Source organism: Streptomyces sp. NBC_00299 (assembly GCF_036173045.1).
Lineage (GTDB): Bacteria > Actinomycetota > Actinomycetes > Streptomycetales > Streptomycetaceae > Streptomyces > Streptomyces machairae.
The window spans coordinates 3,300,122-3,326,669 of the sequence record NZ_CP108039.1 but is presented as its reverse complement, the minus strand read 5'-3'; the positions used below and the strand labels follow the sequence as shown (position 1 = coordinate 3,326,669).

Annotated in this window: 14 protein-coding genes and 2 pseudogenes; 3 read left to right on the top strand and 13 right to left on the bottom strand. The window is 72.9% G+C overall.

The features are described from left to right. Positions 1-67 precede the first annotated feature (67 nt). Positions 68-1,198, top strand: coding sequence for a ferritin-like domain-containing protein (locus OHT51_RS14420; protein WP_328879337.1), 1,131 nt, complete (start codon positions 68-70; stop codon positions 1,196-1,198). On the opposite strand, the pseudogene OHT51_RS14415 reads toward OHT51_RS14420, so the two are convergent. The 6 genes and pseudogenes from OHT51_RS14415 to OHT51_RS14390 form a co-directional block, all read right to left on the bottom strand. Then, positions 1,195-1,745: pseudogene (locus tag OHT51_RS14415) on the bottom strand (DUF3291 domain-containing protein). The gene OHT51_RS14420 and the pseudogene OHT51_RS14415 overlap by 4 nt on opposite strands. A 74-nt stretch (positions 1,746-1,819) precedes the next feature. Further along, positions 1,820-3,298 (bottom strand): penicillin-binding transpeptidase domain-containing protein, encoded by a 1,479-nt coding sequence (locus OHT51_RS14410; protein ID WP_328879336.1) that lies wholly within the window; start codon positions 3,296-3,298, stop codon positions 1,820-1,822. After that, positions 3,295-4,713, bottom strand: a complete 1,419-nt coding sequence (locus tag OHT51_RS14405; RefSeq protein ID WP_328879335.1) for an FtsW/RodA/SpoVE family cell cycle protein — start codon at positions 4,711-4,713, stop codon at positions 3,295-3,297. The genes OHT51_RS14410 and OHT51_RS14405 overlap by 4 nt, the downstream gene beginning before the upstream one ends. A gap of 116 nt (positions 4,714-4,829) precedes the next feature. Continuing rightward, positions 4,830-6,065 (bottom strand): HAMP domain-containing sensor histidine kinase, encoded by a 1,236-nt coding sequence (locus tag OHT51_RS14400; RefSeq protein ID WP_328879334.1) that lies wholly within the window; start codon positions 6,063-6,065, stop codon positions 4,830-4,832. Beyond that, positions 6,062-6,814 (bottom strand): hypothetical protein, encoded by a 753-nt coding sequence (locus OHT51_RS14395; protein ID WP_328879333.1) that lies wholly within the window; start codon positions 6,812-6,814, stop codon positions 6,062-6,064. The genes OHT51_RS14400 and OHT51_RS14395 overlap by 4 nt, the downstream gene beginning before the upstream one ends. A gap of 92 nt (positions 6,815-6,906) precedes the next feature. Then, positions 6,907-7,413 (bottom strand): protein-tyrosine phosphatase family protein, encoded by a 507-nt coding sequence (locus tag OHT51_RS14390; protein ID WP_328879332.1) that lies wholly within the window; start codon positions 7,411-7,413, stop codon positions 6,907-6,909. 113 nt (positions 7,414-7,526) lie between these two features. Between OHT51_RS14390 and OHT51_RS14385 the strand changes: the two genes are divergently transcribed. Then, on the top strand, positions 7,527-8,336 hold the full coding sequence (locus tag OHT51_RS14385; protein ID WP_328879331.1) for a nuclease-related domain-containing protein: 810 nt from the start codon (positions 7,527-7,529) through the stop codon (positions 8,334-8,336). A gap of 139 nt (positions 8,337-8,475) precedes the next feature. On the opposite strand, the gene ligD is transcribed toward OHT51_RS14385, so the two are convergent. Continuing rightward, entirely contained in the window at positions 8,476-9,357 is an 882-nt protein-coding gene (gene ligD / locus OHT51_RS14380; protein WP_328879330.1) for a non-homologous end-joining DNA ligase, read from the bottom strand. Between the two features lie 71 nt (positions 9,358-9,428). Between ligD and ku the strand changes: the two genes are divergently transcribed. Further along, positions 9,429-10,481: a non-homologous end joining protein Ku gene (ku, locus tag OHT51_RS14375; RefSeq protein WP_443052479.1), complete on the top strand. Its 1,053-nt coding sequence runs from the start codon at positions 9,429-9,431 to the stop codon at positions 10,479-10,481. Between the two features lie 21 nt (positions 10,482-10,502). Here the strand turns inward: ku and OHT51_RS14370 are convergent. From OHT51_RS14370 to OHT51_RS14345, 6 genes and pseudogenes are all read right to left on the bottom strand, one after another. After that, positions 10,503-11,753, bottom strand: a pseudogene (locus OHT51_RS14370) (beta-ketoacyl-[acyl-carrier-protein] synthase family protein); the annotation flags it as partial. Positions 11,754-11,887: 134 nt separating this feature from the next. Further along, entirely contained in the window at positions 11,888-12,646 is a 759-nt protein-coding gene (locus OHT51_RS14365; RefSeq protein WP_328879328.1) for a thioesterase II family protein, read from the bottom strand. Beyond that, the gene (locus OHT51_RS14360; RefSeq protein WP_328879327.1) at positions 12,643-14,718 is read right to left on the bottom strand and encodes a beta-ketoacyl synthase N-terminal-like domain-containing protein; all 2,076 of its coding nucleotides are present in this window, start codon (positions 14,716-14,718) and stop codon (positions 12,643-12,645) included. Before OHT51_RS14360 ends, OHT51_RS14365 begins: the two co-directional genes overlap by 4 nt. Positions 14,719-14,735: 17 nt before the next feature. Next, a complete protein-coding gene (locus tag OHT51_RS14355; protein ID WP_328879326.1) occupies positions 14,736-17,987 on the bottom strand; it encodes a non-ribosomal peptide synthetase in 3,252 nt (1,083 codons plus the stop codon). Continuing rightward, entirely contained in the window at positions 17,977-21,858 is a 3,882-nt protein-coding gene (locus OHT51_RS14350) for a non-ribosomal peptide synthetase (protein ID WP_328879325.1), read from the bottom strand. The genes OHT51_RS14355 and OHT51_RS14350 overlap by 11 nt, the downstream gene beginning before the upstream one ends. Beyond that, entirely contained in the window at positions 21,858-26,531 is a 4,674-nt protein-coding gene (locus tag OHT51_RS14345; protein ID WP_328879324.1) for a non-ribosomal peptide synthetase, read from the bottom strand. Before OHT51_RS14345 ends, OHT51_RS14350 begins: the two co-directional genes overlap by 1 nt. Positions 26,532-26,548: the final 17 nt, after the last annotated feature.

Sequence of the window (26,548 nt, the reverse complement as noted above, 5' to 3'; positions counted from 1 at the left end):
GCAAGCTCGTCAATCCCTTGCGCAGGACTTGTTGACCCCGCGTCTATCGCGTGTGAGCCTGCGAGGCATGCCGACTTACGACCTGTACGTCAAGGATCCGGGGGAATCGATCTGGCAGGTGCCGGCGTCCGGCGCGGCCCGTTTCAGCTGGGAGTACGACGGCGGGCGGGACCGGCTTCTGGCCCTGTACCAGAAGGGCAAGGACAAGCAGTGGGACGGGCAGCTGCGGATCGACTGGGAGCTGGAGGTCGATCCGTACGACGCGCTCGGTACGCCGGACGAGTCGATGGCGCTCTACGGGACGCCGTACTGGGCCAAAATGAGCGAGCGGGAGAAGGGCGAGCTGCGCAAGCACTACGCCTCCTGGCAGTTCAGTCAGTTTCTCCACGGCGAGCAGGGTGCGATGATCTGCGCCGCGCGGATCGTGGAGTCGGTGCCGGACATGGACGCGAAGTTCTACTCGGCCACGCAGACCATGGACGAGGCGCGGCACGCCGAGATCTACGGGCGCTTTCTGCACGAGAAGATCGGGATGCTCTATCCGATCAACGACAATCTGCAGTCGCTGTTGGGTGACACGCTGCGGGACAGTCGCTGGGACATGCCCTACCTCGGCATGCAGGTGCTGATCGAGGGGCTCGCGCTGGCCGCCTTCGGGATGATCCGGGACACCACCGACAAGCCCCTGCCCAAGCAGATCCTGGCCTATGTGATGCAGGACGAGGCGCGGCACGTGGCCTTCGGGCGTATGGCGCTTCGGGACTACTACAAGCAGTTGAGCGAGGCCGAGCTCCGGGAGCGTGAGGAGTTCGTCATCGAGGGCTGCTATCTGATGCGGGACCGGCTGCGGGGTGTCGAGGTCCTGGAGAACTTCGGCATTCCGAAGGGCGAGGCCGAGCAGATCAGTGAGCGGTCCGAGTTTCTGCAGTTGTTCCGGCGGCTGCTCTTCTCGCGCATCGTCCCCTGCGTCAAGGACATCGGACTGTGGGGCGAGCGCCTTCAGCAGGCCTATGTGGACATGGGGGTGTTCGAGATGGGGGACTCGAATCTGGACCTGCTGATGGCTCAGGACGAGGAGATCGCCGAGAAGCTCGACGCCGAGCGGTTCGCGGCGGAGGAGCGGGAGCGGGTGGCGGAGGTCGAGGACGCGATCGAGGCGGGAGCGGAGGTCGGTCCGTCCGACGCCGGTCCGTCCTAGACCGAGCAGCCCAGGCCGTCCGGCACCTCGCCGAGCAGCGGCTTCGCCCCCTGCGGCGGGAACGAGGTGCGCAGGGTGAAGGCGTAGGGAGTCGGGCCGTTCGTGCGCAGGTGCAGAAGCCGGGACTCGGCCTCCGCGACCGTCGGGCGGTGGCCCGCGGGGACCCACCACAGGGTCACCATCGCCTCCTGCACCTTTTCGAACCTCCCCCACTGCCTTAAAGGCGTGGGGGGACCCCCACGCGGCGGCGGGCCAGCATCTCGCGGTGGCGGCCCTGGTACATGTACGCGGTCAGCGCGTTCGTGTCCCGCCACACCGACATGTTGATGATCAGCCACTCGTCGCCGAAGACGCGCACGTCCGTCGCGTCGCCCGTCTCGCCCTCCAGCCGCCACACGAAACCGTCGGCGGCGTCCGCGTCGGCGTTCACCGGGTCGAGGCTGTCGACGAAGTCCTTCAACTGCGGGGAGTCCAGCGGGGCCTTGAGGCGGGCGATGTTGACCTGGGCGAGTTCGTAGGCGGCTTCCGGGGTCGCTGATGTCGTCATGGACCGAACGATAGGTCGGGTGGAGTGGAGGGCGCAGCGGGTGTCTCAGTGGGTGGGCACGGTCGTCGCCTGCGTCAACTGTCGTCGGGCGAGGGCGACTTCAGTACCGCCTCCATCACCGCCCGCGCGATCGGCGCCGCGTCCCCGCCGCCGCTGATCTCGCCCCGGTCGGCGTCCGCGTCCTCCACCACCACGGCGACGGCGACCTTGGGCTCCAGGTCGGTGTCGCCCTGCGCCCAGGACACGAACCAGGCGTACGGCGTACCGGAGTTGCCGAGACCGTGCTGGGCCGTGCCGGTCTTGCCGCCCACCGTCGCGCCGGGGATCCAGGCGTTGGTGCCGGTGCCCTCGCGGACCACGTCCACCATGAGCTGCTTGAGGAGGACGGCGGTCGACGGGCGCATGGCCTGCCGCATCGGGCGGGACCCGGCCGTCGAGACCGTGGAGCCGCCCGCCCTGGTCGTGCGTTCCACCAGGTACGGCGACCGCACCTGGCCGCCGTTCGCCACGGCCGCCGCGACCATCGCCATCTGCAGGGGCGTGGCGCGGGTGTTGTACTGGCCGATCGACGACAGGGCGAGCTGGGCCTTGTCCACCTTGGTGTCGAAGGTGCTCTCGGCGACCGAGTAGGGGATCTTGAGGTTCGGGTCGTTGAAGCCGAAGGCGCCCGCGGTCGCCGCCATCCGGTCCACGCCGACCTTGACGCCCAGCTTGGCGAACACCGTGTTGCACGACCACTCGAAGGCCTTGCGCAGCGGTGCGTTCCGGCAGCCCTTGGACTCGTTCGTGAGCGAGGTCCTGGTGCCCGGGAGGGTGTACGGCTCCGGGGAGTCGGTGCGGTCGTCCAGGTCCTCGACCACGCCCGAGTCCAGGGCCGCCGCTGCCGTCATCACCTTGAAGGTCGAACCCGGCGGATACGTCTTGCGCACCGCCCGGTTCAGCATCGGCTTGTCGGCGTCGCGGTTCAGGGTCGACCAGGACCTGGCCACCGCCGAGCGGTTCCCGGACAGGACCGACGGGTCGTACGACGGGGCGGACACCAGGGCCAGGATCCGGCCCGTCGACGGTTCGATGGCCGCCACCGCGCCCTTGCGGCCGGCGAGGCCCTCGTACGCCGCCTCCTGCGCCGCCTTGCGGAGCGTGGTGACGACATTGCCGCCGGGGTTGCGGTCGCGCACGGCGACGCCGTTCCACAGCGGGAACGGCGTCAGCAGCGGGTTCGTGCCCGCCAGGACCCCGTCCTCGGTGTGCTCCAGCAGGGTCGTGCCGTACACCTGCGAGGCGAAGCCTGTGACGGGGGCGTACATCGGGCCGTTCGTGTACGTCCGTTCGTAGCGGAGGTGCTCGCCGGTGTCCCGGGATCCGGTGACCGGGGCACCGTCGACCAGGATGTCGCCGCGCGGCTGCCCGTAACGGGCGATCGTGGTGCGGCGGTTGGCGATGTTGTCGTCGTAGGACGGCGCCTCGAAGACCTGGATGCGGGCGGCGTTCACGAGCAGCGCGATCAGCAGCAGCGCGCAGAAGAAGCCGGCGTGCCGGATGTGCCGGGTCATCGGGCGGCCTCCGCGGTGGCACCGGGTTCCGTCGGCACGGCGGTCTCCTCGCTCTTGGGGACGCCGAGGCGGCTGCGTGCCCGGTCGCTCAGCCGGATCAGCAGCGCCACGATCGCCCAGTTGGTGACCACCGACGAGCCGCCCTGCGCGAGGAACGGCATCGCCATGCCGGTCAGCGGGATCAGGCCCGTCACCCCGCCGGCGATCACGAACACCTGGAGCGCCACGATCGAGGCGAGCCCCACCGCGAGCAGCCGCCCGAAGGGGTCGCGCAGGGCGAGGCCCGCCCGGTAGCCGCGCTCCACCAGCAGGCCGTACAGGAGGAAGATCGCGGACAGGCCCGCCAGGCCCAGTTCCTCCCCGGCCGTCGCCAGGATGAAGTCGGACTTGGCCGCGAAGCCGATCAGGATCGAGTGGCCGAGGCCCAGGCCGGTGCCGAGCATGCCGCCCGCCGCGAAGGCGAACAGCGACTGGGACAGCTGGTTCGGGCCCTCGCCCGCCTCGATCGACGCGAACGGATGCTGCCAGTCCTCGACCCTGCCGTGCACATGCGGCTCCAACTGCCCGACGGCCACCGCGCCGAGCGCCGCGAGCAGCAGGCCGAGCGCGATCCAGCCGGTGCGGCCGGTGGCGACGTAGAGAAGGACCACGAACAGGCCGAAGAACAACAGCGAGGTGCCCAGGTCGCGTTCGAGGACCAGGACGCCCACGCTCAGCAGCCAGATGGCGACGATCGGGCCGAGGACGCGCCCGGTGGGCAGTTGCAGCCGGTTGACGCCGAAGACACGGCGGCCCGTGTACGCCAGCGCACTGCGGTTGGCGGCCAGGTACGCCGCGAAGAACACCGCGAGCAGCACCTTCGCGAACTCGCCGGGCTGGATGGAGAATCCGGCGATCCGGATCCAGATGCGGGCGCCGTTCACGGACGGAAAGAAGATCGGGAGGGTGAGGAGGATGAGCGCGGCCACGACGCACACGTAGGAGTAGCGCTGGAGCACGCGGTGGTCGCGCAGCAGGAGGACCACCACGATGAACAGGGCCACCCCCAGCGTGGACCACACGAGTTGGGCGGGCGCCGCCCGGTCGTCCGGTGTCTCCAGGTCGAGCCGGTAGATCAGGACCAGGCCGAGCCCGTTGAGCAACACGCCGATCGGCAGCAGCAGCGGGTCGGCGCAGGGGGCGCGCAGGCGCACCGCCAGATGTGCGACCAGGGCGAGTACGCCGAGCCCGGCGCCGTAGCCGGCGGCGCCGGGCGGGACGGTGCCGTTCTTGGCGAGGCCGACCGCGCAGTAGCCGTACACGGAGAGCAGGACGGCCACCACGATGAGGGCCAGTTCGATGCCACGGCGCCGGGGGAGACGTGCGGCGGGAGCGGGCGCGTCCGCTGCCACCAGGGTGGATCCGGCCTTGGTCATGTCCGGAACTTACCCAATTAGTCCGTCTTGTGTGCCTTATGGCTCAGCACCAGCGTGGCTTGGGTCCGATGGAGCGAGGAGGGGGCGAGGAGGGGGCGCCCTGTCCGCGATCGCTCCTAGCGGAGCGTCAGCGTCGCCACGGCTCCGCCGTCCGCCGAATTGGTGAACGTCAGCCGCGCGCCGAGCACCTCCGCCTGCCCCAGCGCGATGGTCAGCCCCAGCCCGTGCCCCTTGGAGCCGCCCTCCGTACGGAAGCGCTGCGGCCCGTGCGCGACGAGGTACTCCGGATAGCCCACGCCGTGGTCCCGCACCGTCACCACGGGCCCGTCCACCGTCAGGACGACCGGCCCGCGCCCGTGCTTGTGCGCGTTCGCCACCAGATTCCCCAACACCCGCTCCAGCCGCCGCCGGTCGGTCTCCACCACGGCGTCCCGTACGACGACGACCTCGGTCCCGGTCCCGGACGCCCGCACCACCCGCTCGGCCAACGCGCCCAGCGGCTCGGAGTCCGGCTCCGACCGCTCGCGTCCGCTGTCCAGCCGCGAGATCTCCAGCAGATCCTCGGTCAGCGTGCGCAGCGCCGCCACCCGGTCCTGCACCAACTCCGTCGGGCGCCCCGCCGGCAGCAGCTCGGCCGCCGCGTGCAGCCCGGTCAACGGCGTACGCAGCTCGTGCGCCACGTCCGCCGTGAACCGCTGCTCGGCGAGCAGCTTGATCTGCAGCGAGGACGCCATGGAGTCGAGGGCGGCGGCGACGGAGGCCACCTCGTCCTGCGGCCGGGTCGGATCCTTCGTACGGGGATCGTCGACCCGTGCGTCCAGGTCGCCCCCGCTGATCCGCCGGGCCACCCGGGCCGTGGCGTGCAGCCGGCGCGTCACCCGCGTCACCGCGAACACGCCCACCAGCACCGTCGCCCCGATCGCCAGCGCCGACGACCACACGATCGCCCGGTCCAGCCCCTCGATGGTGCGGGCCTGCTGCGAGTAGTCGACCTCGACCGCGAGGGCACGTTCGCCGTCGGCGGGGCCGGCCGCCCACATCGTCGGGCGCCCCCGGTGGTCGGCGACCATCGTGCCGCGCTCCCCGGCCACCGCCAGCTCCCGCAGCGACTCGGGCAGCTCCGGCGGATCCAGGCCGACGCCGGTCGGGAGGGTGTCCCCGGCCTCGAACGCGGTCGTCGCGTCCTCCAGCCGGGACAGCGCCTGGTCGCGGGCCTGGCCGACGGTCTGGTTCGTCACCGAGACGTGCACGAGGATGCCGAGCAGCGCGGCGAGCGCGCAGCACATCACCGTGATGAAGAGGGCCGCCTTCACGGCGAGCGGACCGGCCCACTGGGGGAGTCCGAGTCTCATGGGGTGCTCGCCGACGGGGTGGCGGACGGGGAGAGGGAAGGCGACGCGGAGCGTGAGGGGGAGGGGCGGGGCGTCTTCTTGCCCGGCCCGGTGCGCAGCATCTCGTCGTGCGTGAGCAGCATCGCCTTCTGGTCCGCGTCCCAGGTCCACTGCAGCCGGTACTCGTACCCGGCGACCTCGGACGGCGAGCGTATGATCACCGACCGCCCGGCCAGCTCGACGCCGCTGACGGCGTCGTCCCAGGCCATCACCTGCACGAGCCGGTGCTTCTCCACGGTGTAGACGCGCACCGCGGTGGTCTTGCCCGGCATCAGCCGGAAGCCCAGCGTCAGCTCGGGGCGCCCGTCGCCGGTCAGATCCCGGTAGTACGGCCGCAGCACCGGGCACTTGCCACGCCCGGCGCCCTCGTCGCAGTCGGCCATCAGCCTGCCGGTCTCGCGGTACATCGCGTCCTTGCCGCTGTACTCGTCCCGGTGGGCGGCGATCTCCTGGCGTACGACCGCCACGGGCTGCACATCGCGGATGTCGCCCTCGGGGAGGTCGATGCCCTTCACGACCTCCCTGTTCACCTCGCCGACGACGTAGGCGGGGCTGGACGCCGGCGTCAGCTTCGGCCACAGCTTGTCCGGGCTCACCGCGACCTCGGTCGGGCCCGCGCCCTGGAGCTCCCCGGCATCACCACAGGCGGTCGCGGCCGCCAGCAGCAGGGCGACGAGCACGACGAGGCGCACGGGGCGGCTGCGGGGCACGGTTCTCCTGGGGATCGAGTGGTGGTCGGCCCATACACACTATTCGGACGGAAGTCCTTTTTGCGCACCCGGTGGGCGGACGGGCGAAACGATTACTCGGCGAGCTCCTCAAGGAGCCGGGCGGTCGACAGCCCGGCGCGGAGGTAGTCGACGAACAGCTCGTTGTGCAGGGCCCACGGAGAGCGGCGGGAGCGTATCAGCCGGATCGCCTGCTCGGCGGAGTGGCTCCGGCGCACCAAGGCGTGGGCGATGACGAGCCCCGAGCGGTTGTAGCCGTGGTAGCAGCGGACGAGGACCCTGCGGCCCCCGTCCAGCGCCTCGCACGCGGCCTCGGCCAGGCGTATCACCCCCGCGAGCTGGGTGCCGTCCAGCGGACCGTCGGGGATGGGCCACACGTGGTGCTCCACGCCGGTATCGGGCCCGTGGCCGGGCAGGCGCAGCAGAGTCTGTACGAGATCGAACTCGTCCCGTACGACGGCGAACTCCACTTGGCCCGACTGCCCCCGGAACTCGTGACCGCCCATCCACAGGCCGGGCACGATCTCGCTCCACGGGCTGTCCGGAGCCGGTACGTCGGGTTGCTTCCTGCGGGTACGCAACGGCGCCTCCCCAACACCCGTCGAGGGGGGTCTGCCCAACTCCTCTCAAAGGTAACCGGGTTCTTGCACGCGCAGCACCCCGCCTGTTCCCATGGTCAGTGGGGTGATGGTGCATGAGCGGACTGCGCGTCATACCGACCTGGCGACACGGCCAGGAGCGGCTCTACGTCTGCCTCACGGACGGGCGGAACATCGCCTGGTACGACCGTGAGGCGGCCCGGATCAACCTGCTCAGCGACGACCGCCGGGAGGATGTGCTGGAGGCGCTCGGGCCCTTCGTCACCGGCCCGGTGACGGTGGGACCGCCCCCCGTCCCCACGCCCGCCGAGCTGGCCCGGCTGACCCTGCATCCGGACGACGACCTGGCGCCCAACCGTCCCGGCGAGGCGCTCCTGGTCTCCCTCGACCGGGATCCCGGGCCCGCCCACCGACTGAGCCGTCCCGACCCCCGCCGCCGGGCGCTGGCGGCGGAGCAGACGGTCGGGGAGGCGCTGGACCGGCTGGACGGCGCGGGCTGGCACACGCTGCACTCCGTGCCGCTGCCCGGCGGCGACCGCATCCATCACCTCGTGGTCGGCCCCGGCGGGCTGTTCGCGCTGCACACTCTGCACGCCCGCAAGCAGAAGGTGACCGTCGCCGACCCGATGGTCACCCTCGGCCGCCGTGACTCCCACCCCCTGCTCCGCCGCGTCCGAGCCGACGCCGACCGTGCGTCCTACGCCCTCACCGCCGAGGTCCACCCGGTCCTCGCCCTGGTCGCCCCGTCCGACGTGACCATCGCCGGGCCGCTCCGGGAGGTCCGCGTCGTCAAGGACACGGAGGTGGCCGGGCTGGCCCGGACGGGCGGGGTGCTGAAGCCGGCGGATGTGGAGGCGCTGCATGCGATGGCTCGGGACCGGGGGGTGTGGCTTGCCGCCGGCTGAGTAGTGGGGTCGGCGTTGGAAACTCAGCCCCTCCGGCGTTTGAGGAGCGGGGGTCCAGGGGCGGAGCCCCTTGGTGGGGTCGAAGGGCGGAGCCCCTTCAAGGACGGGACGGGTAGGGGCGCGGCGGGGGCGAGGACGGCTACGGCAACGACCCCGCACCGTCCCCGTCGAGAAGCGGAGCCAAGAGGTCGCCGTACTCCTCCAGACGCGCAGCCAGATCCGGCGCGAGGATCGTCAGCCCGTCGGGAGAGCGGCAGCCCTCCACCTCCTCCCACGTGACCGGCGCGGACACGGCCGGCTCACGCCGAGCGCGCAGCGTGTACGGCGTGGCCGTCGTCTTGCGGGCAGCGTTCTGGCTCCAGTCCACGAACACCTTGCCGGGCCGCAGACTCTTCGTCATCCGGTGCAGCGCCAGCCGGGGCATGGCCTTCTCGGCCGCCACGGCGAGCTCCTTGGCGTACTCGGTGGCCCGCTCGGACGAGGCGGGATGGATCGCCGCGGCGAGATGCAGCCCTTTCGAGCCGGATGTCTTGGCATATGCCTCGATGCCGTCCGCCGCCAGCCGTTCCCGCAGCCAGAGCGCCACCTCGCAGCACTCGACGACCCCGGCGGGCGAACCGGGGTCGAGGTCGAAGACCAGCCGGTCGGCTTCACCCGGCGCCCCGATCACCCACTGGGGCGTATGGAACTCGGTGACGAGGTTGGCCGCCCACATCAGACTCGCGAGGTCCTGCACGAACACCATGCGGGCCGGCCCCTCGACACGAGGGACCTCGGCCGTGGTGACCCACTCGGGAGTGCCCGGCGGAACGTTCTTGGTGAAGAACACCTGGCCGTCCGGACCGTCTGGGTACCGCAGGAAGGACACCGGCCGATCCCGCAGATGCGGCAGCAGGGCGTCGGCCGTGGTGGCGTAGTAGTGCAGCAGCTCGCCCTTGGTGAAGCCGGTCGCCGGATACAGCACCTTCTCCAGATTGCTGAGCGCCAGCCGTCGCCCCTCCACCTCTGTGATCGGCGTCATACGATGAGAATTCCAGAAAATGTGAGGGATGTCCGGGCGATCCTGGCAAAACGATCGAAAGGGTGCTGCACGTGCGATCCATCTGGAACGGCGCCATCTCGTTCGGCCTGGTCAGCATCCCGATCAAGCTGGTGAACGCCACGGAGAACCGCTCGATCGCCTTCCGTCAGATCCACACGGAGGACGGCGGCCGTATCCGCTACCGCAAGGTCTGCGAACTGGAGGACCGCGAGGTCAGCCAGGCCGAGATCGGCAAGGGCTACGAGGATGCGGACGGCACGATCATCCCGATCACGGACGAGGACCTGTCCCACCTGCCGCTCCCGACCGCGAAGACGATCGAGATCGTGGCGTTCGTGCCGGCCGACCGCATCGACCCGCTCCAGATGGACAGCGCGTACTACCTCGCCGCGGGCGGCGCACCCGCGGCCAAGCCGTACACCCTGCTGCGGGAGGCGCTGAAGCGCAGCCAGAAGGTGGCGATCGCCAAGTACGCCCTCCGCGGCCGTGAACGCCTGGGCATGCTGCGCGTGGTCGAGGACGCCATCGCCATGCACGGACTGTTGTGGCCGGACGAGGTCCGGGCCCCGGAGGGCGTCGCGCCGGACGCGCACGTCACCGTGAACGACAAGGAGCTGGACCTCGCGGACGCCCTGATGGACACTCTCGGCGAGATCGAGCTCGACGAACTGCACGACGAGTACCGCGAGGCCCTGGAGGAGGTCGTCGCCGCGAAGGCGGCCGGCGAGGCCCCGCCTCAGACGCCCGAACCGGCGAAGTCCGGCAAGGTCCTCGACCTGATGGCGGCCCTGGAGAAGAGTGTGCGGGCGGCGAAGGAGTCGCGCGGCGAAGAGCCGGGGGAGGCGGAGGTCAGATCCCTGCCCCAGCGCAAGACGGCCCGGGCGGCCCCCAAGCAGGCGGCCGGCAAGAAGTCGACGGCCGCGGCCAAGAAGGCGGCGGCCAAGAAGACCGCGTCGTCGGCGTCGGCCAAGAAGTCGACCGCGAAGACGGCCCAGGGCGCGAAGAAGACAGCGGCCAAGTCGACCACGGCGAAGAGCACCGCCAAGAGCACCGCGAAGAAGACCGTGGCCAAGAAGACGGCGTCGCGCAAGCGCACAGCATGAAGTGGATCGCCGCGGCTGCCGCTAGGTCCGCCGCAACGTCAGCACCGCGTTGTGCCCCCCGAACCCGAACGAATTGCTGAGCACCAGGTCCCCGTCCGCCGGCAACGCCCGGGGCACCCCCCTCACCACATCCAGCCCGATCGCGTCGTCGACCTCCCCGCACCCCACGGTCGGCGGCACCACCCCGTGATGCAGCGTCAGTACGGCGGCGACGGCCTCGACCCCGCCCGCCGCCCCTTGGAGATGCCCCAGATGCCCCTTGAGTGCCGTGACCGGTACGGCCCGTTGCCCGAGTACCGCCCGCAGTGCGCCCGCCTCCGCGAGGTCGCCCTCGATCGTGGCCGTGGCATGGGCGTTCACGTGGACGACGTCCGCGACACGGCCCCCGGCATCCCGCAGGGCCCGGCGCAGGGCCAGGGCGACGCCGTTGCCGGACGGGTCGGGAGCGGCCATGTGGTGGGCGTCGGCCGACAGGCCCCAGCCCGCGGCCTCGCAGTAGATCCGCGCGCCACGCGCCCGCGCATGCTCCTCGGCCTCCAGTACGAGGACCCCGGCACCCTCGCCGTTGACGAACCCGCCCCGGTCCTTGGCGAAGGGACGCGAGGGTGAGCCGGTCGAGGGGTCACCGTCGGCCAGGGCCCGCATCGCCGCGAAGGAAGCCATGATCGCCGGGGTGACGACGGCTTCGGCGCCGCCGGCGAGAGCCACGTCGAGCTGCCCGTACCGTATGCGGTCGATCGCCTGCCCTATGGCCTCGGTCCCCGACGCGCAGGCGCTCGTCACGGTCCTCGCCTCACCCGTGATGTGCAGGTCCAGGGAGACCTGGGAGGCGGCCTGTGAGGGCACCGTCATGGGGGTCGTGAGCGGCGAGACCGCGCGCGGCCCTTTCTCCCGCAACTTCCGGTCCCCGCCCACCAGTACGGACGCGTCCCCGAGAATGGCCCCCAGGCTCACCCCGACCCGCTCCGGCTCGACCCCGCTCTCCCGCGTGCCGCCCTCGGCGAACCCCGCGTCGACCCACGCCTCCCGGGCGGCCAGCACCCCGAACTGCGCGGCCCGGTTCATCCGCCGCGCCACCGGCCGGGGCAGCAGCCGGGCGGGGTCCACGGGCACGACCCCGGCGATCCGCACGGGCAGCCCGGCGAACTCCTCCCCCTCCAACTCCCGTATCCCGTGCCGCCCGTCGAGCAGTCCCCGCCACAGCTCGCCGACTCCGACGCCCAGTGGAGTGATCGCTCCGAGGCCGGTCACGACGACCCTCCGTGGTGCCGGCGCGGGTGCGGTGGCCTCGCGTGCGACGGCCTCGCTCATCCGGGCATGCCCCCCTCAAGTCGTTGAAAGGGAAACATGCCCAGTTTTCTCACCTCTTGCACGTCGCCACTTGTACGTCCGTTCGACGCGCCGCCTCACGACAGCAGCGAGGCGATCTGCGCGATCAACTCCTCTCTGCGCGGGTTGAGATAGAAGTGGTTCCCCTCGAAGGCCCGGACGTCCAGCCTCTCGGTCGTGACGTCGGCCCACGCCGAGAGGTCCTCGACCGTGCACGCCGGATCACGGTCGCCGCCGCAGGCCGTGACCGGAACTCCCAGCCGGTGCAGACGAGCCGGGCGGTACCTCGCCAGCAGGCCGAAGTCCGCGCGCAGGGCCGGCATGATCACCGGCCGCAGCGCGGGGTGTTCGTAGACGGCGGCGCCCTCGGGGTCCAGCCGCCGGACGTGGTCCAGGATCTCGGTGTCGGTCGGGAGCGGGCGCGGCGCCTGCTCCTGCGGGGCACGAGGCCGGGTGCGGCCCGACACGATCAGGCGGGTGAGGGTGCGGCCGGGGACGTCCTCCAGTCGGCGGGCCACCTCGTACGCCACCGACGAACCCATGCTGTGGCCGAAGAAGGCCAACGGCAGCTCGTCGTCGACCTCGTGCAGCAGGGCCGTCGCGATCGCGTCCGCCAGCTCCTCCATCGTGGTCGCACACGGCTCGGACAACCGGTCCTGGCGGCCCGGGTACTGCACCGACACGACCTCGATCTCCGGTGGCGTCAGCGCGGCCCAGTCGTGGAAGAAGCCGGCCGCGCCGCCGGCATGGGGGAAGCACACCAGGCGGGTCCTCGCGCCGGGCGCGCTCACGCCCCTGAGCCATCGGGTCCGGCTGTCCGGGAGCGGGGCGGTCATGACTCCGCCTCGAACTCGGAGAGGAGGGCGTCGAGGGCGCCGTCGGCGTCGCCGTTCTGCTTCATCTGGACGATGCGGTTCGTCATGTCCTTCAGTGTGATCGGTTCGAGGAACAGCTGGATCGGCACGTCGATGCCCAGCTCGTCGCGGAGCCGTCCGGCCAGGTGGACGGCCGTCAGCGAATCACCGCCCGCCTCGAAGTACGTCTGCTCCAGATCGGCGGCGCCGTCGAGATCCAGCGCCTCGATCACCAACTCGGCCACCGTGGCGTCGAGTTCGTTCACCGGCGACGGCGACGGCGTCGGCGTCGGCGACGGTGGCGGAAGGGTGGGCGCCGCCGTCGCTGCCTCCGCCGTCGCGGGCCGCCTCAGCGTCAGCGCGCCATGGCTCTCACCCGCGAACGGATACGTCGGGAGCGACACCCGCCGTACGTCACCGTCGAGGGCCGGCCAGGTCACCTCCTCACCGCTGAGCCATGCCTCGCCCCGGGGGTCGGTCGTGGAGTCCCGGCGGCCCCCGGCCAGCGCCGTGAGCTTGTCGGCGGCCTCCCGTGCCCCGGCGGCCACGACATAGCCGCGTACGGGCATCGCGACCCGGCCCGTGCGCAAGGTGTGGGCGACATCGGCCAGGGACGGGGCGTCCGCCTCGCGCAGTCGCCTCGCCAACCGGACTGCGAGAGCGGCGAGTTGGGGCTCGGTGCGGGCCGACAGCGGCAGGACCAGCGGGCGCGCGGCCGTATCCGGCCGGGTCGGCCGCTCCGGCGCCGCCTGCACCACCACGTGCACGTTCGTGCCGCCGATCCCCACCGACGTCACACCCGCCAGCCGGGGCAGGCCCGCCCGGTCCGGCCACTCCTCCGCCTCGGTCACCAGCCGCAGTGGCGACTCCCGCAGGGCGGGGACCGGGCTGGTGACGTCCACCGTCGGGGCCAGCGTCGCGTTCTCCAGCATCAGGATCGTCTTGATGAGCGCCGCCACCCCGGCCGCCGCGTCCGCATGCCCGATGTTCGACTTCACCGAGCCGATGCCGATGCCGGTGCCGTCACCGCCGGCGAAGGCCGCGCTCGCCGCCTCCAGTTCGATCCGGTCTCCCAGCTCCGTCCCGGTCCCGTGCGCCTCCACGTACTGTGCCGCCGACGGCTCCAGCCCCGCGGCCGCCCACGCCTCCGTGATAGCGGCCGTCTGCTGGTCCACCCCCGGAGCGGTGAACCCGACCTTGCCGGAACCGTCGTTGGTGACCGCCGTCCCCCGGATCACCGCACGCACCGGGTCACCGTCGGCCAGCGCGTCCTCCAGCCGGCGCAGCACCAGCACGCCCACCCCGCTGCCCGGCACCGTGCCGGCCGCCTTCTCGTCGAAGGGGCGGCAGCGGCCGTCGGGGGAGAAGATGCCGCCCTGGTAGTGGACGTAGCCCTGCTTGCGCACACTGCCGATGGCCACGCCGCCCGCGAGCGCGGTGTCGCACTCGCCGAGGAGGAGGGCCTGTACGGCGAGATGCACCGCCGTCAGCGAGGTCGAACAGGCCGTCTGGACGTTCATGCTCGGGCCGTCCAGACCCAGGCGGTACGAGATCCACGGCGCCAGGAACTCGCGGTCGGTGAGGATACGGACCTGCAGGGCGCCGATCGACGCCGCGAGCGCCGGGTCCGTGCCGGCGGCCAGGGCGTGTTCGGTCGGGCTGCCGCCCACGTACACGCCGGTGCGGGACGGGCCCGCCGCGGCAGCGGCAGATAGTGCAGTCAGCGGGGCGTGGCCCGCGTCCTCCAGGGCGGCCCAGGCGGTCTCCAGCAGCACCCGGTGCTGCGGGTCCAGGGCCGCCGCCTCGGTGCGGCTGAAGCCGAACAGGTCCGCCTCGAAGCGGTCCGCGTCCGGGAGCCGGCCCTGTGCGGCGACGTACGCGGGGTTGCGCAGCTCCGCCGCGTCCGCGCCGTCGGCGAGCAACTCCTTCTCGCTGAAGGCGGACAGGGAGCAGACGCCGTCGCGCAGGTTGGCCCAGTAGGACTCCAGGTCCGGCGCGCCGGGGAAGCGGCCGCTCATGCCGACGACGGCCACCGCGGATTCGAGATCCTGCATCGGGACTTCCTCGGTCGTCATCGCGTCGTGCCTTTCCTGGAACGGATCTTCTGCAGGGCCGCCCGGCGGTCGCTGCCGCGCCGGGCCGCCTCCTCGCGGGGTGCGGTGTTCTCGGCCGTACTGTCGAGGTGGGCCGCAACGGCTGCCACCGTCGGATGCCGGAAGAGGTCGACCAGGGTGAGGTCCCGGTGCTCAGGGTGTTCCTGGAGCGCCGCGAGCACCGCCAGCAGCCGTACGGAATTGCCACCCAGGTCGAAGAAGTTGTCGTGCGCGCCGACCCGGTCCAGGGTCAGCACCTGCTGCCAGACCTCGGCCACCCGCAGCTCGGTCGCGGTGCCCGGCGCGGTGTACGACTCGCTCAGCGCCGGCCGCGACGACGGGGGGTCGGGGAGCCGGGACCGGTCGATCTTGCCGGAGCGGTTCAGCGGCAGCTCCGGCAGGCGTACGAAGACGTCCGGGACCATGTATCCGGGCAACCGCTCGGCCAAGTGGGCCCGCAGCACCGCGTCCGGCAGCTCCGCGGTGGTGACGAGATACGCCACCAGCCGCTGCTCGGCACCCTCCCCGCGCACCGCGGCAGCGGCGACCGTGACGTCGGCGTGGCCTGCCAGCAGAGCCTCGATCTCGCCCAGTTCGATCCGGTAGCCGCGCAGCTTCACCTGGGAGTCCCCGCGGCCGAGGTAGTGCAGCACGTCGTGCGCGTCGACCCGGCACAGGTCCCCGGTGCGGTACATCCGGCTGCCGGGCGGGCCGTACGGGTCGGCGACGAACCGTTCGGCCGTCATGCCGGGCCGGCCGATGTAGCCGCGGGCCAGGGTGGCGCCGGCGACGTAGAGCTCGCCGGTCACGCCGACCGGGACCGGGCGCAGCCGCCGGTCCAGGACGTAGGCGCGGGAGCCGGGGACGGCGTGGCCGATGACCACCGGCTCGCCCGGACGCAGGTCGGCCGTGGTGGAGTACACCGTGGCCTCGCTGGGGCCGTACGCGTTGACGATCCGGCGGCCCTCCTCGCCGAGCCGCTCGACCAGCTCTGCCGGGCACGCCTCGCCGCCGACCGCGAGCGTCCGCAGCTCGGGCAGGGCGCCCGGGGCGCGGGGCAGGGTCATCGCGGCGGACGGCGGCAGGAAGACGTACGTGATGCGGGAGTCCCTGAGCCGTTTCTGGAGCGCCTCGCCGAGCCGCTCGTCCTCCTGCGCGATGTGCAGTTCCGCGCCCGCGACCCAGGGGAAGAACAGGTCGGACACGGCCACGTCGAAGCCGAACGACACGAACTGGAGGACGCGGTCCTCGGCGGTCACCGGGAACACGGGGCGCACGTTCGTCGCGAGGTTGAGCAGCGAGCGGTGCTCGACGGCGACGCCCTTGGGGACGCCGGTGGAGCCCGAGGTGTACAGGACGTAGGCGAGGTCGCCGGGGGCGCACGACACGGGGGCCGTCTGTGCGGGGGCCGTGTCCGGGTCCGTGTCCTCGTCGACGTCGACCCGTAGTTCCGGTACGTCCGTGCCGGCCAGGCCCGTTGTCTCCGCTGCCGTCAGCAGCAGGGACGTGCCGGAGTTGGTGACCATGTAGGCCAGGCGGGCCGCCGGATGCGCCGGGTCCAGGGGGACGTACGCGGCGCCTGCGCGGAGCACCGCGAGGGCGGCAATGCCCATGTCGGCGCCCCTCGGCAGCAGCAGGCCGACTCGGTCGCCGAGGCGTACGCCCTGCTCGCGCAGGCGGGCCGCGAGGGTGTCGGCGCGGTGCAGCAGTTCGCGGTACGTCAGGCGCTGGTCGCCGCAGACGAGGGCGGTGGCCTCCGGCTGCTTGGCGGCGCGGTCCGCTATGAGGTCGGGTACCAGCTGCGCCGCAGGGGGTGGCGCGTTGTGCCGTATGGCGCCCCTTGGGGGCGTTGACGCCCCCTGGGTGAGCAGGCGGGCGCGTTCGTCCGGCGGGAGCATGTCGATGGCCGACAGGGGCGCGTCCGGACTGTCCAGCAGCCCCTCCACCAGCGTCTCGAAGCACCGCACCCACCGTCGTACCGTCTCCGCCTCGAACAGGACGCTGCGGTAGATCAGGTACGCGGCGAGATCCTCGTCCCAGCGCTCCACCTGGAGGTGGAAGTCGAACTTCGCGGTGTCCAGGGCGACATGGACGCGCTCGACCTCGGCGCCGGCCAGGCGCAGCGTCAGTTCGGTGTCGTCGTCGTAGCCGAAGACCACCTGGACGACGGGGTCGTGGCTGATCTCGCGGGCCGGGGCGACCGTGTTCACGACTGCCTCGAAGGGGGCGTCCTGGTACGGCTGCGAGTCCAGGAGGGCGGTGCGCAGGCGGTCGATCAGGGCGTGGTACGACGGGTCGCCGGACAGGTCGATCCGCAGGGCCAGGGTGTTGGTCAGCATGCCGACCAGGTCCTGGAGTTCCGGGCGGTCCCGGCCCGAGACGGGGAAGCCGATCACCAGGTCGTCGGAGCCGGACAGGCGGCTCACGAACGCGGCGTACGCGGCGAAGAACGCCATGAACGGCGTACCGCCTCGCGCCCGTGCCGTCTCGGCGATCCGCTCGCGGACCCCGGCCGGCAGCGTGAACCGTTCCGTGCCGCCCGCCGCCGAACGGACCGCACCGCGCGGCCGGTCCAGCGGCAGCGGGACCGTCTCGGCGGCGCCCCGCAGCCGCTCGGCCCAGTACGCGACCGATCCGGCGTACTCTCCGCCCGCCTGCCGATCCCGCTGCCAGGACGCGAAGTCCGGGAACTGGAGGGCCAGTTCGGGCAGGGAGTGGCCCAGCCCCTTGGTCTCGTTCTCGTAGCCGGCCGACAGCTCCCGCAGCAGCACGCCCAGCGACCAGCCGTCGCAGACCAGATGGTGGGCGACGAGCAGGATGCGGTGGCTGCCGTCGCCCACCCCGTACAGCGTGCAGCGCAGCAGCGGGCCGGTCGTCACGTCGATGGGGCGGGCGGCCTCCGCGCGCATCCGGGCGTCCACCTCGGCCACGGGGACATCGCGCTCCACGCGCGGCTCAGCCCTCCCGGCCGCCGACACGATCTGCACCGGCACCCCGTCGGTACCGGTGCGGAACACCGTGCGCAGCGACTCGTGCCGGAGGACCAGCGCGTCGAGCGCTCGGCCGAAGGCAGCCGTGTCGAAGGGCCCGTGCACGGCGAAGGCGGCCGGCACATGGTAGGTCGCGCTGCCCGGGTCCATGCGGTCCAGGACGAGCAGCCGGGCCTGCGCGTCCGAGGTCGGGAACTCGTACTCCTCCGAGATACCGGTACTGATGTCGTCAGCGTCCATCTGCCTGTGCTCCGTCCCCCGTGCGGTCCCTTGCCAGTACGTTCTCCACGACCGTGGCGATCTCGCCGACCGGCCCCGCCGTGAGCACATCGCTGTGCTCGCAGTCCAGTTCGTGCACGTCCACCCCGGCCGAGCAGGCCTGCCACGCCGCGTACTTCTCCTCGGTCGTGGCCTCCGCCGTGCGGGTGGCCGAGAAGAGGGTCACGCGGCCGTCGTACGGCGACGGCTGCCAGGCGCGGGCCAACTCGATGTACCGCTCCATGGCGGCGACCAGCGTGTCGAGACGCCCTTCGTCCAGGTCGGCGAGCAGGGCGCTGTGCGCGTGGACACGGGCGACGACCTCGGCCCGCTCCAGCGGCCCCGGCCCTGCCGCAACCCCGGGCAGCGCGTTGCGCAGCAGGCTGACCAGCGCGGCCCGCTCCACGACCGCCGGGTCCAGCGGCACGCGGGCCACCTCGGGCGGCTTCGGCATCGCGTCCAGCACGGCGACGAGCTCGACCTCCTCGCCGGCCGCGCGCAGCCGCACCGCCAGCTCGTGGGCGACGGGCCCGCCGAAGGAGCGGCCGAGCAGCAGATACGGTCCGTGCGGCCGCACCGCGCGGATGCGCGACAGGTAGTCCTCGGCCAACTCGGGGACGGTTCGGGGAAGTTGCCCGCCGCGCAGCACCGGCGTCTGCAACGCGTACACCGGCCGCCCGGGCGCGAGGTGCGGCAGCAGCGCCGCGTACGCCCAGCCGAGTCCCAGCCCCGGGTGCAGACAGAACAGCGGGGGCAGGTCGCCCTCGCGACGCAGGGTGAGCAGCGGGGCGTACGCGTCCTCCTCGTCCCGGTCCTCCGCCTGCCCTGTCGCCAGGCGGGTGGCGAGCGCGGCGGGTGTGGGTGCCTCGAACAGCGCCGCCGGTGACACCCGGGTCCCCAGCTCCGCGTGGATCCTCGCGGTCAGGCGCAGGGCGAGCAGCGAGTGCCCGCCGTGCGCGAAGAAGTCGGCGTCGGGGCCGAGCGCGTCGACGCCGAGCACCTGCGCGAACAGCGCGCACAACCGCTGCTCCCGCCCCGGCCGGGCGATCCGCATGCCACGGTCCCGCGGGCCGCCGTCCGCTTCGGGCTCGGGCAACGCGGCCCGGTCGACCTTGCCGTGCGCGGTCAGGGGCACGGTGTCCAGGCGGGACCAGGCAGACGGCAGCAGATGCGCGGGCAGCGTGCGCGCCGCGTGCTCCCGTACGAGGTCCGGGTCGCCGCCCACGACATACGCGACCAGCCTCTTGCCGCCGTCCGGCCCGGGGCGAGCGGCGACGACGGCTCGCTCCACGCCCGGGCAGCCGGCCAGGGCGGCCTCCACCTCGGCGGGCTCGATCCGGAAGCCCCGCACCTTGACCTGGTCGTCGCCGCGGCCCATGAACTCCAGGTCACCGCCCGGGAGGCGGCGCACCAGATCGCCCGTGCGGTACATCCGGGCGCCGGGCGGGCCGTACGGGTCGGCGACGAAGCGCTCGGCGGTCAGGCCGGGGCGGTTCAGGTATCCGTGGGCGAGCCCGGCGCCGGCGACGTAGAGCTCGCCGACCGTTCCCGTCGGGACCGGGCGCAGGAGGCGGTCGAGGACGTGGGCGCGGGTGTTGTCGAGGGGCCGGCCGATCGGCACGGACCCGCCGACGTCGCCGCTCACACTGTGGGCCGTGGCGAACACGGTGGTCTCGGTGGGGCCGTAGCCGTTGACGACCCGGGTGCCGGGGCAGAGTTCGCGCACCCGGCGCACCGCCTCGGGCGCGAGGACGTCCCCGCCCGCCCACACCTCACGCACACTGCCGAGCACCTCGGGCGCGATCTCCGCGACGGTGCGCAGGAGTTCGGCGGTGAGCCACACGGCCGTGACGTGCCCTTCGGGCAGCAGCCTCTTGAGCACGTCAGGGGTGACCGGGCCGGGCGGGGCGACCACCACGGTGCCGCCGTTCAGCAGGGGCACCCACATCTCGTAGGTCGCGGCGTCGAAGGTGTGCGGGCTGTGGAGGAGGACGCGCTCGTGAGCGCCGCCCGTGAAGCGGGAGTCGGCGGCGAGTTCGGCGACGGCTCGGTGCGGGGTGACGATGCCCTTGGGTTCGCCCGTCGAGCCGGACGTGTACATCACGTAGGCGGGGGATTCGGGGGGGACGGGAGCCGTCGGCGGGTGTGCGGTGGCGTCGGATTCGCGGAGGTCCAACGCCCGGACGCTGCCCGGCAGTTGTACCTCCGTGGCGATGAGCGCCACTCGCGCGTCAGCGGCCTCCACCAGCGCAGCCAACCGCCCCGCCGGAGCCCCCGGATCCAGCGGCAGACAGCACGCTCCCGCTTTCAGCACCGCCAGCTGTGCGACGACCATGGACGCGGACCGGGCCAGCGGCAGCGCCACGGTGTCGCCGGGCCGTACCCGCGCCTCCCGGAGCCGACCCGCCAGCGCGTCGGACGCCGTGTCGAGGCCGGCGTACGTCAGCACCTCACCGTCGGACTCGACGGCGGGCGCGTCGGGCGTACGGGCCACGTGCTCGGCGAAGCGCCCGGGGATGCCCAGCGCCTGGGGCGTCGTACGCAGGGGACGCGCCGGCCCCTCGGAGAGGGCGAGCACGTGTCGCTGCTCCTGCGGCGGGAGGACGTCGAGCCGGTCGGCCGGTGTCCCCTGCGCGAAGGTCAGCACCTCCGTGGCGCGCGCCAGGCGGGCGCCGATCGTGGGTGCCGGGATGCCCCGGCGGCAGCTGACCCGCAGCAGCATCCGCTCGGCCGCGACGACGGCGATCGTCACCGGGTAGTGCGTCGCGTCCCGCGTCTCGACCAGCTCGACGGCCGGGGCGGGGCCTTCGGTGCGCGGGAAGTTCTCGAACGCCAGGACCGTGTCGAAGAGTTCGCCCGCGCCCGCAGCCCGCTGCACCTCCGAGAGGCGTACATGGTGGTACGGCGCCAGCCGCAGCTGCTCGTCCTGGACGCGGGCCAGCAGCTCGTCGACACCCTCGCCGGGGCGCAGCCCGATCCGTACGGGCAGCGTGTTGATGAACGGCCCCACCATCCGCTCGACGCCGGGCAGATCGTGCGGCCGCCCGGAGACGACCGCGCCGAACACCAGGTCCTCGGCGCCGGTCATCCGGGCCAGCACCAGGGCCCAAGCGGTCTGCGCGACGGTGTTGACGGTGACGCCGGCGTTCATGGCACGTCGGGTGACGGCCGCCGTCAGCTCGGGCGTCAACTCGATGTCGACCGTGTCCTCGGGGCCGTCGGGTCCCTCGGGCGACAGCAGCGCGGGCCGCGCGAGACCGCCCAGCGCCTCGCGCCAGGCGGCCTCGGCGCCGACCTGGTCCTGACCGTTCAGCCAGACCAGGTACTGCTTGAAGGGCGCGGCGGGTGACAGGTCCCCGGCACCCGTCGTCAGCGCCTCCAGATCCTGCGCGAGCAGCGGCACCGACCAGCCGTCCAGCAGGATGTGGTGGAAGGTCAGCAGCAGATCCGCACCCTCGTCGTGCCGCACCAGCGTGGCCCGCACCAACGGCGGCCGGGCCAGATCGAAGCGGCGGTCCCGGTCCTCGGCCATGAGACGGGCAAGCTCCGCCTCCGTCTCGTCCGACGTGCGCCCGGTGCGATCGGCCTCCGTCCACGGCAGCTTCACCGCGCGCGGGATCACCTGCACCGGCCGCTCGACGTGCTCGTGCCTGAAGCACGCCCGCAGATTCGGATACCGCTCCAGCAGCCCGGCCACCCCGGCCCGCACCGCCTCGGCCGTGACACCGGGGGCGATCCGGAACCGCGCCTGCACCAGATACGGGTCAGGGCCCTCCGGATCACGCAGGGCGTGGAAGAGCAGCCCTTCCTGGGCGGGGGACAGCGGCAGTACGTCCGCGATACGGCCGCCCATCAGTCGTCCCCCTCGCTGTCCTCGTCGGCCGGCTCGAAGTCCAAGTCGTCCTCCAGCAGGGCGAGTTGATCGGAGGACAGGTCGACGAGCGGGAAGTCGGAGCTGGTGTGGCCGCCCGTGCCGGCGCGGCGGGTGTGCTCGACCAGCACCTCGATCGCCTCGCACCACAGGCGGGCCAGCTCCAGGACCTCGTCCTCGCCGAGCTCGCCGCGAGCGTAGGAGAACCCGGCGCTCAGACACAGCCGCCCGGCGCCCCGCTCCAGGACCAGCGCGTCCACTTCCACCGCATGCCCGAGCGGCAGCGCCTCCGCGGCCATGCCGAGCAGCTCGCCGTCGGCCGTGTCGCCGCCGGAGAACCGGCCCAGGTAGTTGAAACGCAGGTCGGGGACGGGCAGTGCGGCCAGCTTCGGGGCCGTGTCCGGGTTGAGGTGGCGCAGCAGACCCCAGCCGAGGCCGCCCGAGGGGACCGCCCGCAGCTGCTCCTTGATCTGCTTCAGCGCCTCACCGGCCGCGTCCTGCGCCGGCTGCCAGAAGTCCGGGCCGAGCGCGGCGCCCGCGTCCACCCGGACCGGGTACTGGGTGGTGAACCAGCCGACCGTACGGGAGATGTCGGCCGGGGTGGAGAGCGCCTCGCGGCCGTGGCCCTCCAGGTGGGCCAGCAGACCGGAGCCCGCGCCCCGACGCCGTACCGCAGCCGCGGCCAGGGCTGTCAGCAGGACGGCGTCCGGGCCGCAGTGGAAGGCCGCGGTCACCTCGGACAGGGCCGCCTCGGTGACCTCGGGCGTCAGCTCGACAGTGAGTACGGCACGGCGCCCGCCGACACCCCGGCCGCCGGCGATCCGCGCGTCCGGGCCGGTCAGCATCCGCTCCCACCAGGCCGACTCCACATCAGCAAGCTCGGGCCGCACCGCCTCCTGCGCCAGCAGCCGCGCCCAGCGCGCGAAGGACGGGCCCGTGCTCTCCGGCAGCTTCTCCCCGGCCAGCCCGGCGGCCAGTTCGGGACCCAACAGCCGCCAGGACACCCCGTCCACCGCCAGATGGTGCACCGTCAGCAGCAGCAACCCCGGCTGCCCGGCAGAAGCGTCGAGCCAGGTCGCCCGCACCATCTCGCCCTGCTCCGGGTCGAGCCGCACCGACGCCGCCAACTCCTCGGCCCGTCCCCGCGGATCGGTACCGGCGGGTACCTCGACGCGGTCGACAGCCACGCCGGGGATGTCCTCGGGAACCTCCAACTCCCCGTCCACGAGCCGCATCCGCAGCACACCGTGCCGCTCGACCAGCCCGCGCACCGCCGCCTCGACCCGCTCCGGGGTCACGTCCCGCGGCACCGGGAACACCATCGACTGCGTGAACGCCGCCGCGTCCCCGCCGCCCTGCTCACGCCACCAGCGCATGACCGGCGTGAGCGGAAAGCGCCCGGTACCGGAATCCGGGCCCGATTCCGTGCCGCGGTCCGTCACCGCCCGCGCCGTCAGCGCGAGTGCGGCAGGCGTACGGGCCGTGAAGACATCACGCGGGGTGATGCCGAGCCCCGCCCCCGAAGCGCGCCCCGCGAGCTGGATCGCCATGATGCTGTCGCCGCCGAGCCGGAAGAAGTCGTCGTCGGCACCGACCCGTTCGACGCCGAGCACCTCCTCGAACAGGGCGCACAGGGTGACTTCGCGGACCCCCTCCGGCGCCCGGCCGGCACCGCCGGGACGGGTCCCCGGCGCGGGCAGCGCAGCCCGGTCCAGCTTGCCGTTGGGCGCCAGCGGCAGCGCCTGAAGCACCACCACGTCGGCCGGCACCATGGCGGCGGGCAACCGCCCGGCGGCGTACGCCAGCAGCGCGTCCGGCGCGGGTTCGGTGCCGGACGCGCCGACGACGTACGCGACGAGCCGCGGCCTGCCCGGCCGGTCCTCGCGTACGACCGCCACGGCCTGTTCCACCGACGGGTGCCCGGTCAGGACGGCCGCGATCTCGCCCGGTTCGATGCGCTGACCCCGGATCTTCACCTGGTCGTCGGACCGGCCCAGATACTCCAGCTGCCCGTCGTCGCGCCGCCGGGCCAGGTCCCCGGTGCGGTACATGCGCGCGCCGGGCGCCCCGTACGGGTCGGCGACGAACCGCTCGGCGGTCGCCCCCGGCCGGCCCAGATAGCCGTACGCCACCCCCGGGCCCGCCAGATACAGCTCGCCGCTCACCCCGGGCGGCACCGGCCGCAGCCGCCCGTCGAGCACGTACGCGCGCGTGCCCGGCAGCGGGGCGCCGATGGGCGGGGCCGTGCCGTCACCGGTCAACGGGCCGGAGACGGTGGCGGCGACGGTGAACTCGGTGGGCCCGTAGGCGTTGTGGAACCGGCGCCCGCCGACCGCCCAGCGGGCCACCAGCTCCGGCGGGCACGCCTCCGCGCCCACGGCCAGCGACCGCAGCCGCGGGTACTCCCCGACGGGGACCGTCGCCAGCACCGACGGCGGCAGCATCGCGGCGCTGATCCGCAGCCCGGTCAGCACATCCGCCAGCCCTTGCCCGGCGAGCGGCCCCTCGGACGGCACGACCAGCGTCCCGCCCGAGCCGAATGCCATGCACATCTCGGCCACGGAGATGTCGAACGCGGGCGACCCGAGCTGCAGGACCCTGCTTCCCGGGGTCAGCGCCAGCGAGTCCACGAGTCCTTGAGCGAGGGCGGCCAGCCCGGTGTGGGGGACGACGACGCCCTTGGGACGCCCAGTGGACCCGGAGGTGTGTATGACGTAGGCGGGCGTCGAAGGCTCCAACTCCCGTACATCAGACGGTTGTTCGTCGTAGGCACGCTCGTCGAGCGCGATCGTGGGGACGTCCGTCTCCGGCAGCACCCCGGGCTCCCCGACGACCACCAGCACCGGCGCCGCGTCCGCCAGCGCCAGCCGGATGCGCTCCGGCGGATAGTCCGGGTCGAGAGGGAGGTACGCGGCACCCGTGCGCTGCACCGCCAGCAGCGCCGGGACCAGGGCGGCCGTACGGCCCAGGGCGACGGCGACGACACGGCCGGGACGGGCGCCGTGCCGGGCGAGGTGTGCCGTCAGCCGGTGCACACGGTCGGTCAGTTCGGCGTACGTCAGCCGCAGGCCCTCGGCCTCAAGCGCGGGCGCGTCCGGCGTACGGACTGCCTGCCGTGCCACCAGGTCGGGCAGCGACGCCGGCTCGGGTGCGTCAGGGCCGACGCCGAGCTCCAGCAGCCGCGTCCGGTCGGCCTCCGGCACCAGCCCGACCTCCGCGAGCGGCACCTCGGGGTCGGCGGTGAAGCGGCGCAGCAGCTCCAGGTAGGCGTCCGTCCAGTGTCGTACGGTGTCGGCGCCGAAGAGGGCCGTACGGATCTCGAAACTGCCGTCCATCGCGCCGTCGTCGGCGTCCCGGACGATGCCCACGAGGTCGTGCTCGCCGCCGGTGTGAATGCGCTCGGGCTCGCTGAACTCCCGCAGCGCGGCCACGCTCCGCTGCTGGGTGAGGTGCATGAACACCCACTGGAACAGCGGGGAGCGCCCGGCGCTGCGGTCGGGGGCGACCGTCGAGACGATCCGGCCCACGGGCACGTCGGCGTTGGCCATCAGCTCGGGGAAGTCCGTGGCGAACCGGGACAGCACGTCGGCGAAGGAGTCCCCGGGCCGGATCCGCCAGCGGGTCGGGATGGCGTTCATGACGTACCCGATGACCCGCTCCAGGCCCTTGGCGGCACGGTTGGCGGTCGGGGTGCCGAGCACCATGTCGTCGGCGCCGGTGAGGCGGTGCGCGAGGACCGCGAAGGCCGCCATCAGGACGACGTAGACCGAGGCGCCGCGTTCCCGGGCCAGGGCCCGGATCGCCTGGGCGGTCGGGGCGTCGACGCGGAAGGGGATCTGCGCGATGTCGTCGCCGGTGGCGTTGCGGCTGCCCGGCACGGTGAGCGGCCCGGGCGGCTCGGCCAGGTAGCGGCGCCAGAAGTCCAGCCGCGCCGCGAAGACGCCGGCCTCCTCCAGCTCGCCCTGCCAGGAGGCGAAGTCGGCGTACTGGACGAGGGGACGGGACGTGGTGGTGCCACTGCCGTTGCCGGTGGCGTGGTGGGCCTCGGCGAACTCGGCCTGGAGCACGTCGAAGGACCACCAGTCGGCGATGACGTGGTGCAGGCCCAGCATCAGCGTGGTCCGCCGCTCGTCGACGGTGACGAGGCGGGCCCGCATCAGGGGGCCGCCGGCCAGGTCGAAGGAGCGGCGCCGGAAGGTCTCGAAGGCCTCCGCGATGGTGGTGCCGGTGCCGCGCAGGTCCTCCCGCTCCAGCACGAAGCGGTCCTCGGGCGGGAAGGTGACGTACAGGGCGCCCGGCTCGCCGCCGATGCGCGCCCGCAGGATGTCGTGCTGGGACCGGACCAGGGTGAGCGCGGTCTCCAGCCGGTCCGGGTCGACCGGCTCGACGGTCTCGTCGAAGTGGTAGGCGCTGCACAGGTTCAGCGCCGGAGTGCCGGGATACAGCGACTCGTACACCCACAGGTCCTCCTGCGCGGGACTGAGCCGCACCGGACCGTCCCCGTCCCGACGCGGCACGACCGCCGGGATCAGGCCCAACTGCCCGGACTCCACGAGCCGGCGCATCAGCCGGACGCGCTGCTCACCGCTGAGCGCGCCGAACCGCTCGGCCATCGAGGCACCGGTCGCCCTGGCCGCCCCCGTTGTCCCCGTCACGCCACGTCCTCCCGGAG

Coding starts and splice junctions, on each gene's coding strand:
- ligD (WP_328879330.1), bottom strand. CDS start 9,357: ATGACGCCGATCACAGAGGTGGAGGGGCGACGGCTGGCGCTCAGCAAT.
- OHT51_RS14385 (WP_328879331.1), top strand. CDS start 7,527: ATGAGCGGACTGCGCGTCATACCGACCTGGCGACACGGCCAGGAGCGG.
- OHT51_RS14400 (WP_328879334.1), bottom strand. CDS start 6,065: ATGAGACTCGGACTCCCCCAGTGGGCCGGTCCGCTCGCCGTGAAGGCG.
- OHT51_RS14350 (WP_328879325.1), bottom strand. CDS start 21,858: ATGGGCGGCCGTATCGCGGACGTACTGCCGCTGTCCCCCGCCCAGGAA.
- OHT51_RS14355 (WP_328879326.1), bottom strand. CDS start 17,987: ATGGACGCTGACGACATCAGTACCGGTATCTCGGAGGAGTACGAGTTC.
- OHT51_RS14420 (WP_328879337.1), top strand. CDS start 68: ATGCCGACTTACGACCTGTACGTCAAGGATCCGGGGGAATCGATCTGG.
- OHT51_RS14365 (WP_328879328.1), bottom strand. CDS start 12,646: ATGACCGCCCCGCTCCCGGACAGCCGGACCCGATGGCTCAGGGGCGTG.
- OHT51_RS14410 (WP_328879336.1), bottom strand. CDS start 3,298: ATGACCCGGCACATCCGGCACGCCGGCTTCTTCTGCGCGCTGCTGCTG.
- OHT51_RS14405 (WP_328879335.1), bottom strand. CDS start 4,713: ATGACCAAGGCCGGATCCACCCTGGTGGCAGCGGACGCGCCCGCTCCC.
- OHT51_RS14360 (WP_328879327.1), bottom strand. CDS start 14,718: ATGCAGGATCTCGAATCCGCGGTGGCCGTCGTCGGCATGAGCGGCCGC.